Source organism: Winogradskyella sp., from assembly GCF_025210595.1.
Lineage (GTDB): Bacteria > Bacteroidota > Bacteroidia > Flavobacteriales > Flavobacteriaceae > Winogradskyella.
The window spans coordinates 29,319-42,254 of sequence record NZ_JAOARH010000080.1; the positions used below are offsets into that span (position 1 = coordinate 29,319).

10 protein-coding genes are annotated in these 12,936 nt (G+C 31.8%); 7 read left to right on the plus strand and 3 right to left on the minus strand.

Annotated elements, in window-relative coordinates:
• Positions 1 to 56 precede the first annotated feature (56 nt).
• Entirely contained in the window at positions 57 to 2,234 is a 2,178-nt protein-coding gene (locus N4A42_RS08590) for a carboxy terminal-processing peptidase (protein ID WP_294072826.1), read from the minus strand.
• 249 nt (positions 2,235 to 2,483) lie between these two features.
• Between N4A42_RS08590 and surE the strand changes: the two genes are divergently transcribed.
• From surE to N4A42_RS08625, 7 genes are all read left to right on the plus strand, one after another.
• Positions 2,484 to 3,254 (plus strand): 5'/3'-nucleotidase SurE, encoded by a 771-nt coding sequence (gene surE, locus N4A42_RS08595; protein WP_294072829.1) that lies wholly within the window; start codon positions 2,484 to 2,486, stop codon positions 3,252 to 3,254.
• A 12-nt stretch (positions 3,255 to 3,266) separates the two neighbouring features.
• Positions 3,267 to 4,382 (plus strand): lipid-A-disaccharide synthase, encoded by a 1,116-nt coding sequence (lpxB, locus tag N4A42_RS08600; RefSeq protein ID WP_294072832.1) that lies wholly within the window; start codon positions 3,267 to 3,269, stop codon positions 4,380 to 4,382.
• A 28-nt stretch (positions 4,383 to 4,410) separates the two neighbouring features.
• Positions 4,411 to 4,920 carry a C40 family peptidase gene (locus N4A42_RS08605; RefSeq protein WP_294072835.1) on the plus strand — a complete coding sequence of 170 codons (510 nt, stop codon included), beginning with the start codon at positions 4,411 to 4,413 and terminating at the stop codon, positions 4,918 to 4,920.
• Positions 4,921 to 5,099: 179 nt separating this feature from the next.
• On the plus strand, positions 5,100 to 6,557 hold the full coding sequence (locus N4A42_RS08610; protein ID WP_294072838.1) for an alkaline phosphatase PhoX: 1,458 nt from the start codon (positions 5,100 to 5,102) through the stop codon (positions 6,555 to 6,557).
• 1 nt (position 6,558) lies between these two features.
• A complete protein-coding gene (locus tag N4A42_RS08615) occupies positions 6,559 to 8,349 on the plus strand; it encodes a cytochrome c peroxidase (RefSeq protein WP_294072841.1) in 1,791 nt (596 codons plus the stop codon).
• A 209-nt stretch (positions 8,350 to 8,558) separates the two neighbouring features.
• Positions 8,559 to 9,971, plus strand: coding sequence for a ComEC/Rec2 family competence protein (locus N4A42_RS08620; RefSeq protein WP_294072844.1), 1,413 nt, complete (start codon positions 8,559 to 8,561; stop codon positions 9,969 to 9,971).
• Positions 9,953 to 10,465 carry a hypothetical protein gene (locus N4A42_RS08625; protein ID WP_294072847.1) on the plus strand — a complete coding sequence of 171 codons (513 nt, stop codon included), beginning with the start codon at positions 9,953 to 9,955 and terminating at the stop codon, positions 10,463 to 10,465. Before N4A42_RS08620 ends, N4A42_RS08625 begins: the two co-directional genes overlap by 19 nt.
• A gap of 5 nt (positions 10,466 to 10,470) precedes the next feature.
• Here the strand turns inward: N4A42_RS08625 and N4A42_RS08630 are convergent, their stop codons facing one another.
• The gene (locus N4A42_RS08630) at positions 10,471 to 11,040 is read right to left on the minus strand and encodes a thioredoxin fold domain-containing protein (protein ID WP_294072850.1); all 570 of its coding nucleotides are present in this window, start codon (positions 11,038 to 11,040) and stop codon (positions 10,471 to 10,473) included.
• A gap of 128 nt (positions 11,041 to 11,168) precedes the next feature.
• Positions 11,169 to 12,935, minus strand: a complete 1,767-nt coding sequence (locus N4A42_RS08635; protein WP_294072853.1) for a peptide MFS transporter — start codon at positions 12,933 to 12,935, stop codon at positions 11,169 to 11,171.
• Between the last annotated feature and the right edge of the window lies 1 nt (position 12,936).

Genomic DNA, 12,936 nt, shown 5'->3' on the forward strand with positions numbered 1-12,936 from the left:
TTACAAAGAGATGCTTCAACACTTAACCAAGTTGTCTTAGCAAAATATTAGAACATTTAATTCTTAACATTGGCTACGTTAGCCTTAATAGCATAAGTCATTTTTAAATCATTGAGCACATTTAAAGCCTCTTCTATATAAACATCTTTAGCTAAGCTTTGGTGCCATCGATTACGTTTTTCCTTTAAAACAGAATCTTGTTCCATAAGTTTAATTTCATAAGGCAAAGAGCTAAAGGTTAAATCTGTTTTATATTCTGAAAGTTTTTCAAATCGTTTTGCTTCTTCCTCATTAAGTTCCATCTCTTTTTTATACTCTTCATAATTTAAGGAATATACTTCACGATCTCTTATCTTTTTCACCCATCTGGCATTAGCATCAATTAACTTTAACTGCTCATTAGCTGCCATACGTGCTTTACTTTTTTGAATGGTAGTATCATAATCAAAATAATTACTCCAAAGATCATAATCTACCGCATCTATCTTATCCCAAGGCAATGGATTTTCTTGATCTTTTTCACCTATATCAATGTAACTATAACGGTCTGGAACTATAACATCACTCTTTACTCCTTCTAATTGAGTAGACCCTCCATTAACTCTATAAAACTTTTGAGTTGTGAATTTTAAAGCGCCTAAATCACCATTAGAGTTATTACGCACCAAACGATTTAAATCTAATACATTTTGAACTGTTCCTTTTCCGTAAGTTTGTTTGCTTCCAATAACAATAGCACGCTTATAATCTTGCATTGCAGCCGCTAAAATTTCTGAAGCTGAAGCAGACAATTCATTCACCATAATAACCAAAGGTCCATCCCAAATAATAGATTTGTCTTTATCTTTTAAAACCTCTTTTGGCTGACCTGTTTCTTTCACTTGTACCACAGGACCTTCTTCAATAAACAATCCAGCAATATCTACTACTGTTTGTAATGATCCACCTCCATTATTTCTAAGATCTAAAACCAAACCTTCCACACCTTCTTGCTTAAGGCGTATTATTTCTTGCTTTATATCTGAAGCAGCATTACGCTTATTATAATCTTGAAAATTCACATAAAACTTTGGCAGATTTATTACACCAAATTTCTTGTCGTTTTTAATTACTGTAGAAGACTTTGCGTAAGTTTCTTCTAATTCTACAATATCTCTTGTAATTGATATATCTTCAATAGTGCCATCAACTTTTTTTAAAGTTAAGACTACTGTGGTTCCTTTAGGACCTTTAATAAGTTTAATAGCATCATCTAAACGCATACCAACTATATTAACAGATTCTTCTTCATCAGACTGTCTCACTTTTATAATTTGATCACCTACTTCTAATTCATTTGCTCTCCATGCAGGCCCTCCACTAATAATTTCATTAACCATTATGGCATCCATTTTCTTTTGAAGCCTTGCTCCAATGCCTTCAAAATTACCTGACATGGCTACATCGAAACGATCTTTATCTTCTGGCGCAAAATAGAATGTATGAGGATCAAACTCTTCTACAATAGCATTGATATATACAGAAAACCAATCTTTACGTTGTCTATCATCTATAAAGTCATAAAGCTCATCTAGAGATCGTTTAGTTGTTTCTCTTGCTTCTTTTTCTAGTTCTTTTAAAGATTTAGCCTCCTTTGTTGTAGATTTTTCATTTTGAGCAGAAAACACACTTTCTGGAAGTTCATTTACATCAATATCAGAATCGCGTTGAGAAATAGCATCATCATAATTTGCAATGGTAGAAAACTTAAGTTGTTGTCTCCAACGTTCTTTCATTTCGCGTTTATTCTTTACATAAGTAAGTTTTTCGTAATCTGCTGTATAGGTCTCATTTTTAGAGAAATCAAAAGGTTTTTCTAAAATTTCTGTATAGATTTTCTTAGATTCTGCAATGCGTTTTAATAAACGCTCATGTGTAAGATTAAAAAACGTTACATTATGATTTTTAATCTGATCATCTAATTGATCTTTGTACGCTTCAAAATCTTTTATATCAGATTCATAAAAATAACGCTTAAAAGGATCTAACTGATTTAGATAACCATCAAAAACATGTTCTGAAAAATCATCGTTTAAATCCTGAGGATCAAAATGTCCATTATCTAACACATAAGTTATTAGCTGAATAAGTAACTTATCTTTATCTGGATCATTATCAAATGTTTTGTTTGTAAAACTACACGAAGCAAATGCTATTAGCAATGCTAGAAGTAAAAACTTATAATTCCCTTTCATTTTATCAATTTTATTTTTTTGTAGAAAATGTAATTCGCCAAACAACTAAAATATAAAATTTAGCATTTTATTTGACACATTACTTGCTTTCTTTTTTTGTATTACACAATAAGCAGGTTCAATAATTCACTAAAATAGAAGAAAAAACCATGCCATAAAAAATCATGACACTAATTTTTTGTTAAAGGTATAAATCTCTTAGTTATTAAGCTTTTTAGTATTTTTACACTATCGTAAATTTAATTGCAAATGGCTAAACGTCCTTTAATTTTAGTTACCAATGATGATGGTATTACAGCACCAGGAATACGTACACTAATTAGTGTAATGAATACCATTGGAGATGTTGTTGTTGTTGCACCAGACAGTCCACAAAGCGGAATGGGACATGCTATTACTGTAGATGCCACACTGTATTTAGAAAAAGTAAACATTGATGGTAAACAACCAGAATATAGTTGTTCTGGCACACCTGCTGATTGTGTAAAACTTGCCGTAAGAGAAATTTTAGACCGTACACCAGACATCTGCGTGTCTGGTATAAATCATGGCTCTAACTCTTCTATAAATGTCATATACTCCGGCACAATGAGCGCTGCCTTAGAAGCTGGTATTGAAGGAATTCCAGCTATTGGATTTTCGCTTTTAGATTATAACTGGAATGCTAATTTTGAACATTGTAAAGATTTTGTTGAAACTATTACCAGACAAGTTATAGAACATGGCTTACCTGATGGTGTGGTATTAAATGTAAACTTACCAAACCTAAACAAAAAAGACATAAAAGGCATAAAAGTATGCCGACAAGCTCGTGCCAACTGGGTAGAAGAGTTTGATAAACGCACCAATCCTATGGGTAGAGAATACTATTGGCTGGCTGGCAAATTTGTTAATAAAGATAACGGAGAAGATACAGATGAATGGGCTTTAGCTAATGGATACGTTTCTATTGTTCCTGTTCAATTTGATCTTACAGCGCATCATGCCATTCAGAAATTAAATACCTGGACATTAAATTAAGTATTGCCATAAATGAAATATTACATTATTGCAGGAGAAGCTTCGGGAGATTTGCATGGCTCTAACCTTATGAAAGCTTTATTACAAGAAGATAGTGAAGCTAACATTAGGTTTTGGGGAGGAGATTTAATGCAAGCTGTAGGTGGCAACCTAGTTATGCACTACAAAGAACGTCAGTTTATGGGTTTTGCTGAAGTTATAATGAATCTCAGAAAAATTTCTGGCCACATTAAATTTTGCAAAAAAGATATTGAAACTTTTCAACCCGATGTTATCATTTTTATTGACAACTCTGGATTTAACTTAAGAATTGCTAAATGGGCTAAAGAACTAAATTTTAGAACTCATTATTATATCTCACCTCAAGTTTGGGCATCTAGAGCTGGTCGTGTAGAAAAAATTAAACGCGATATTGACGCTATGTATTGTATTCTTCCTTTTGAAGAAGAATTTTATAAAAAATATAATTACGATGTTCACTTTGTTGGCCATCCTTTGATAGATGCCATTGCAGATCGTCCTCAAATTAACGAAAACAAATTTAGAAAAACCCACCAGCTTAGCACAAAACCTATTATCGCTTTATTACCAGGCAGCCGAAAGCAAGAAATTACCAAAATGCTTGGCGTTATGCTAAGTCTGGTAGATGATTTTAAAGACTATCAATTTGTTATTGCTGGCGCACCAAGTCAAGATTTTGAGTTTTATAAACCGTTTATAAAACAAAACAATGTTAGTTTTATATCTAACAAAACATACGATTTACTTAGCGTTGCTAACGCTGCCTTAGTTACTTCTGGTACTGCAACTTTAGAAACCGCTTTATACAAAGTACCGCAGGTGGTTTGTTATAAAGCTAATGCTATTTCGTATCATATTGCTAAACGCATTATTACTTTAAAATTTATTTCGCTGGTTAATTTAATTATGGATCGTGAGGTAGTTACTGAACTGATACAAGGAGACCTTAATAAAAACCGATTAAAAAAAGAATTAACCTCAATTTTAAATCCTAAAAAACGCGAGCAACTTTTTCTAGATTATTACGAATTAGAACAAAAACTTGGTGGCAAAGGAGCTAGTGAAAAAGCAGCGAAGTTAATTGTGTATAAAATTTCAAATAATTAAAAACTAATTTTCAAAAGCCATTACATTAATGAAAAGAGTTTTACCTATTCTATTTTTAATTTTCTTAGTAGCTAGCTGCAAGTCTAAAAAAAACTACTCAAGTAAAAAAAGGCAAACTCATACTGTAAAGGTTAACACACCTACTAAATCGTCTAAAAAAGCTGAAGCAATTGCTAAGTATGCTAAAAAATTTAATGGTACGCGTTACAAATATGGTGGATCTACAAAACGTGGCATGGATTGTTCTGGCTTAGTGTACACGTCTTTTAAAGACAATAATGTTTCTGTTCCAAGAACCACAAAAGATTTAAAAAGCTTTGGTAAATGGGTAGATTTAAAAAAAGTTAATATTGGTGATTTAGTGTTTTTTGCTACCAAAAAAAATAGCCGAAATGTAAACCATGTTGGTATTGTTACTCATGTACGAACTGGTAATATTGAATTCATTCATGCATCAACCAGTAAAGGAGTAATGATTTCGTCATTAGCAGAAAAGTATTGGTATTTTGCTTTTGTACAGGCAAGACGAATACTATAAAATAGTTTTCCACTAGTATCATCAAAACTTTATACTCCAAATCCCTGTAATTTGATATGATTCTAATTATTAATAATTAAATAACAAAGTTTACATTAGACATACTTTTTCTTAATACTCTATTTGAAATATGTTAATACTATCAAAGTAGTTTTGCCTTATCAAACAATACTACTAAAATGAAAACACTAAAACACATTTCTCTATCTTTAGTTCTTTGCTTATCATTATCATGCAATAATGACGACGACAACAACGGTCAGCATCAAAACTTGGTTGAGTTAAAATCACACTCTCAAAGCCCTGTTTTACTTAAATTAGAACCAGAGTTCTCTAACGTAAATGTCTATAATTTTCTTAGTTCGGAAGATCAGTTAGAAAACACACCAAATTTCATATATGGTTCAATGGCTGACGGTGCTGGTCTTTTAAAAAACATAGACAACACCTACACATTAATCAACAATATTGAGGCTGACTATTCTATTGCTAGAATATCACTAGACGAAACCTTTAAGCCAGTTGCTGGTGAATATATTTTAAATGCTGCTGCTACAGCATCTACAGCACAGTGCTCTGGTTCTTTAATCTCTATGGAAGAGCATGGTTTTGGACCACTATACTTGTCTGGTGGAGAATGGGGAGGAGCTTCTAAAGGAGTTTTTGCTACAGACCCATATAAATCTGCTAACTCTGCTACTTCAGCATTAATGCTACCAGCATTTGGTCAATGGTCTACAGAAAATGCTGTGGTTATTGGTAAAGATGCATACCCTAACAAAACCGTTGCTTTTATTGGTGACGATCATTCAGACAATACAGTTCCTTCGGGTCAGTTAGGTATGTATGTAGGTGATTTTGCTGATTTAAATGGTGGACAACTTTATGGATTACGAGTAACCCAAGCTGGAATTAACTTTGAAGTTGACATGCAACAAGGTATATCTTACCCTATTGATTTTGTTGCTTTAAACGAAACCAATATAGACCTATTAGATGCAGAAGCCAAAACCAAAGGAGTTATGGGCTTCTCTAGGCTTGAAGACATAGATTGGAGAAGAGGCTCAGCAGCTAACAACCGCGAGATCTATTTCTGTGTAACTGGTAGAAAAAAACCAGATTTAGTAGGCAAAGGCACAATTTATGGTCGTATTTACAAAGTAGTTTTAAACGAAAACGACCCAACTGGATCTGGTACTATTACTTGCGTTTTAGATGGAGATTTACCAAGCGGTATTGCTAAAAGCTTTCACAGTCCTGATAACATCTTAGTTACTGAAAACTACGCTTACATTCAAGAAGATCCTAATGGTTATTTTGACTCTGCAGATAAAATACACTACGCACGTTTATACCAATACAACCTTAACACTGGTGCTTTAAAAGTTGTTTTAGAATGCGACCAAGATGCAGCTGCAACTCAAGGATATGGTACAACTAATAGCATATGGGAATTAACCGGAATGATAGATATTTCTAACATTATAGGTATTAACGAATCATTCATCCTTATTACTCAAAATCACGGTTGGGAACCCACAGACGGTTCTGCTTTCACTGACCCTAATGCAAACCCAGCAGCAGAAAGCAGGAAAGAAGGCAGTATGCTATATGTAATTCAAGGTTTAGATAGATAATATGAATATTAAAATTTTAAAAAAGGCATACATCTTAATGGTATGCCTTTTTACATTAAACTTTGGTTGTAAAAACGACGAAAGTTATGTAACCATAAATACTGAAAGTCCACAACCTCTAGTAGTCTTAGAAGACAATTACAAAACAACTTTAAAGTCTTGTATTATTGCATTAGAAGCACTTGAGAATGCAACAAATTTTGAAACTGCTCTTGCTAATTATAAAAAAGCTAGAAATCATTTTAAAAGTATTGAGCCTATTATAGCATTCGTTGACAAGAACAACTATACGGCTTTAAACGCTCCAAATATTTTAAAAATTGAAGAAGAAGATGCTACAGACATAAAAATTAAAAACCCTTTTGGTTTTCAAGTAATAGAAGAAATACTACACGAAGAACCTTTAGATTTAATCTCTATTTCGAAAATTACAAAAAAAACAAAAAATAGGTTAAAACTAATAGAACAAAACACATATATAAAACTTAAAAACTACCACATCATTTGGCTCATAAGAGACCAAGTAGTAAGGATTGCCTTAACTGGCATTACAGGATTTGATTCCCCTATTCTTGAAAACTCTCTAAACGAAGCCCAAATAAGTTATGCTACTATTGAAGATATTTTAAATTTATATTCTACTAACTTTTCAAATAAAGAATTATTAAATCAATGGAAATCTGAAATTAAAGCATCAACTAAAATGCTTAACGGAGACTTTAATACTTTTGATAGATATAATTTTATTAAAAACCATACTCATTCACAATTAAAACTACTTAACAAAACTATAAAAGACTGGGATATTGAATTCCCTTTTGAATTGGCTTTCAATAATAACATATCGTCTTTGTTTTCTAACAAAACTTTTAATATTGATTTTTTTGCAGATTATGTAGAAGTTGACTCCTTAAAAACAAAAAAACAAAAACTCGGAAAAGCACTTTTTAACGACACCAAGCTATCTAATAACAATCGTATGAGTTGTGCTACTTGTCACAAACAAGAATTGGCATTTACAGATGGATTAAAAACATTTCCTAAACAAAAACGAAACACACCAACATTAAGCTACTCTGCGCTTCAGCAAAGCTTTTTTTATGATGGCAGAACAGGAAATCTCGAAGGTCAGATAGTAGATGTAGTTAATAATGTTAACGAATTTCATAGCAATTTAACCAATCTCTCTAAAGTTGTAGAATTAGACACCATATACCATAACAGCTTTAAAAAACTATATCCTCAAGGAGTTACCGATGCTAACATTAGAAATGCTATAGCCGTTTATGTAAGGAGCTTAAACAAATTTAATTCTAAGTTTGACAACAACATTAACAATCTCGAAAACACACTAACAGCATCAGAGATAAATGGTTTTAACCTCTTTATGGGTAAAGCTAAATGTTCTACTTGTCATTTTGCTCCTGTTTTTAATGGTACTGTACCACCAAATTTTACAGAAACAGAATTTGAACTATTAGGTGTACCAAAATCTACAGACTTACCTGCTGTTGCCGATACCGATTTAGGAAGGTATGACGTATTTAAAACACCAGAACGCAAACATTTCTTCAAAACACCAACAATAAGAAACATTTCTAAAACTGCACCTTATATGCATAATGGTATTTACCTTGACTTAGAGTCTTTAATGAATTTTTATAACAACGGAGGCGGCACTGGTCTTGGGTTAGAATTAAAACACCAAACTCTGCCTACTGATTCTTTAAATCTAAAATCTAATGAGATAAAAGATATTATTGCTTTTATGCAAAGTTTAGAAGACAAATAAAACGAAGCAACTTTCTTTAATAGCATTACTTTACTATTAAAAACAACTTATTAACATGTGTTTCACTATATTAGTAACTCATAATCATGAAGTTACTAAATTTTACCATTATAAAATTTACGCTTTGTCTTATCATAGGCATTGTACTTGCTCATTATTTTAATTTAAATTTCCGCATAGCTCTTTATTCCTCTTTAGGGCTAATCGCCATGCTTGGTATTTATTGGTTAGCCATAAGACAAAAAATAAATCGTTCACCATATTTTGCAATACTCACTTATTTATGCATAATTAGCATTGGTATTAATGCTTACAATATTAAAAATGAAAAACTACGCCCTCGTCATTATACTAATTTAGAGACAAGCAGCACTTACAAGAGCATTAGCTTTAAAATTGAACAACGTCTCAAACCTGATGCTTATAACGATAAGTATATTGCATCTCTGATTTCTATAAATGATGAGTCTATTTTTGGAAGGTTACTAGTAAATATAAAGCGAGATTCTACTCAAGATTGCTTACCTGTAGATGCAGTTTTATACACTAAAACTCAGTTTAAAAACATTCAAAAACCATTAAATCCACATCAATTTGATTATAGTAAATATCTAGAATTAAAACAGGTATATCACCAATTATATCTTAAACACAATGAAATACTAATACTATCAAAACAACCAACAACAATTTACGGTTATGCAGATCAGTTAAGGTCAACTATTAACAACAACCTTGTTAAAGCTGGATTTGAAAATGATGTTTTAAGTATTATTAATGCATTGCTTCTAGGACAACGACAAACCATTAATAAGCATATTTATAATAACTATGTAAATTCTGGCACTATACATATTTTAGCTGTTTCTGGTTTGCATGTTGGTATTATATTAATAATGCTCAATTTTATTCTTAGACCGCTACTCTACCTAAAACATGGTCGGATTTTGAGACCACTCATTATTATTAGTTTACTTTGGCTTTTTGCAGTTGTTGCAGGTTTATCTCCTTCTGTTACAAGAGCTGTAACAATGTTTAGCATTATAAGTTTTGCTCAGCATTTAAAACGACCAGCAAATATCTACAATACCTTAGCGATTTCGGCTTTTCTTATTTTACTAATTAAGCCTACGTTTTTATTTAAAGTTGGTTTTCAAATGAGTTACTTAGCTGTTCTTGGTATTGTTAGCATTCAGCCTATATTGTATAAATTATGGCAGCCAAAATATTTAATTTTAGATTATCCTTGGCAAATATTTACAGTAACACTTTCAGCACAAGCTGGTGTCGTACCAATCAGTTTATTTTATTTTCATCAATTTCCTGGGTTATTTTTCATCTCTAATCTTGTTGTTATTCCTTTTTTAGGATTAATTCTTGGTATTGGTTTATTTGTTATTTTATTAGCACTAATAAATATGCTTCCAGATTTTTTAGTAGTACTATACAGCGGAATAATTCACAGCCTAAATACATTTATTGCTTGGGTAGCGGAATTTGAAGATTTCCTCTTTAGAGATATTCCTTTTCCTTTAATTCAGGTTATTTGCGCATATTTTATAATTGCCGCTTCAGTGCAAGTCTACAAACACAAAACCTTTAGGTGGGTGCATTTTGCTTAATAGGTGTGATATGTTTTCAAGGCACATTTTTCTATCTTAATTTCAAAAAACAAAATGATGCTTTTATTGTTTTTAATAAAAGTCGATTTTCAATAATTGGTCAAAAACAAAATGACAGACTTATTATTCATCACAATTTAGACTCTATAAAACAATTCACAGATAATGTTGTTAGAAATTATAAAGTAGGCGAAATGATTGATTTAGTTTCTACAGATAGTTTACAAAATACCTATAAGTATAAAGACAAAACCATCTTGGTTATAGACAGCTTAGGTGTTTACAAAAGTTTAAGTTTTAATACAGATTATGTTTTACTTAGAAATTCACCAAAAATTAACCTCAATCGTGTTATAGACAGTTTAAAACCAAAGGTTTTTATTGCAGATGCCAGTAATTACAAAACTTATATTAAACGTTGGAAAGCGACATGTATTGATAAAAAAATCCCTTTCCATTATACTAATGAAAAGGGAGCATTTATTTTACAGTAATACTTTTACTCTTTAAAAGTTGGCTTAAAGTTTTTATAATACTCATTGAACTTTTCTTGCGTATCCATCTCCTTGTGTTTATCTGTTTTAAACAACTTTAAATACAATTCTATTTGTTTAGGTTTTAGATAGCCAGAAATAGGTGCAATAAAATTAGCTTCTTCATCAAAAAACACCATTGTTGGATATGCTCTTACATTTAAAACTCTAGTAAACTGATGTGCACTATTACGTCTATTTGCTTTACCAGCATCGTAATTTGGGTTGGTATATGTTTTATCCTTATACGTTACAGTATCATTACCTTCACCATTAAATTTCACAGCATAATAATGTTCATTGATATAGTTTACAACATCTTCATTATGAAACGTATTTTTATCTAGCAACTTACATGGACCACACCAATTGGTATATACATCCATAATAATTTTTTTTGGTGCTTTCTTTTGAAGTTCAATAGCTTCTTCTATTGTCACCCAATTAATTTCTTTTTCCGATGTTTCTGCTGCATTTTGAAACGATACTAGTGTTATAAAAGCGACAAACGTTAGTATGAAATGTATTTTTTTCATTTTATGCTGAATTTATTTTTACTGAACTTATTTCAGTAGCATGACAACTCATTGGTTGCAAATGTTGTACCGAACTTACAAAAAATGCTCCTAATTAGGAGCATTTTTTAGTTATTTATAACTTAAAATTAATGAATTCCGTGCATTAATTTTTTTATCTTTTTGTTTAATGCTAATATTACTAATCCAGCAACAAAAGGAATTACGGTAAAAATTAAGAAGAAACCAGATAATCCAGACTCTTCAGCAATTGAATCTGAATACTCAGCTAAAATTCCAGCAGTTTTGTTTGCTAAACCTGTAAATATATACCAAATACCAAACATGAATCCCATCATACGCGCTGGTGCTAATTTACTTACATAAGATAATCCTACAGGTGAAATAGATAACTCACCCATTGTGTGGAATAAATAAGCTAACAGTAACCAAATCATACTTACAGATGCCGTTTTTGCACCTGCTGGAATACTTGATGCTCCAATTACAAGCATTAAAAAACCTAATGCCAATAATGTAAGTCCTCCAAAGAATTTTTGAGGTCCCGAAAAATTAGTACGTTCCCAAAACTTAGAATATAGAGGAGCTAATGAAACAATAAACAGTGGGTTTAAAATCTGAAACCAAGTTACGTCTACTTCTAAATTAGTACTCATAAGCTTATCATAAACTCTAAATATGACTAAAGCCCAAATTATTAAGAAACTGATACTTGTAAATAACACAGTTAATTTATACTTCTTATAAATTGCTTTTGCCAACTTAACAATTACCCAAGTTAATACTAACATTGGTCCAATTGATATAATAAAATCTATGACTTTAAATATTATCGCAGAGGTATCGGACAATGTTCTGCTTGTATAATCTTTTGCAAAAACTGTCATTGTTGATCCTGCTTGCTCAAAACTTGCCCAGAAAAACACCACAAAAAATGCTATTAAAAAGAATGCCTTTAAACGATCTCTTTCAATAGGTTCAAAACGTTTTAATCTAGATAACCCTAAAGTTATCAAAACAACTAATGAGATTAAAAACAATACTAAACCAGACGAGATGTTATAACCCATAAAAGTTTCTGGCAAGAAATGATATCCTCTTGTTACCACAGAAGTAACACCTTCTACAACCCAAACACCAGCTAACACAACTGCAATTATTCCTAAAATCTTATCCTTTTGTGTAAATGGTACTTCTTTAGTCGTTTTCTCTTCATTAACATCAACATTTTTTAAACTTGGTGTAGAAGCCTCTTTTCCAAAGACGTCTCTAGCAAAATAAAACTGAAGTAAGCCAAACAACATAAAAACACCTGCTAAACCAAATCCCCAACTCCAGCTAAAAGTTTCAGCTATCCATCCAACTAAAAGCGTTCCTATAAATGCACCTGCATTTACACCCATATAAAATATTGAATATGCCGAATCCTTTTTTTCTGGTCGCTTGGTGTACATTTTCCCAACTATTGAAGACATGTTTGGTTTAAACAAGCCTGTACCAAGAACAATTAGAAGCAAGCCAACATAAAACAAAAATGTTAAATCAACACCTATTTGCAAATCGGCAATTGCCATAGTGGCATGACCAGATGTTATAACCAAGGAGCCTACGATTACCGTTTTTACGTGTCCCCATTTATGATCGGCTATCCAACCACCAACCATTGGCAAAAAATACACTAACATCACATACCATCCGTAAAGCGCATAGGCTTCTTTACGTTCCCAGCCCCAACCACCATCTGTTACTTTAGTGATTAAGAAAAGGATTAATATTGCTCTCATACCATAATACGAGAAACGCTCCCACATTTCTGTAAAAAACTGAACAAAAAGCCCAACAGGATGTCCTAATATTTCTGTTTCTGCTGTTATATTTTTAGTTTGTTCGCTCATA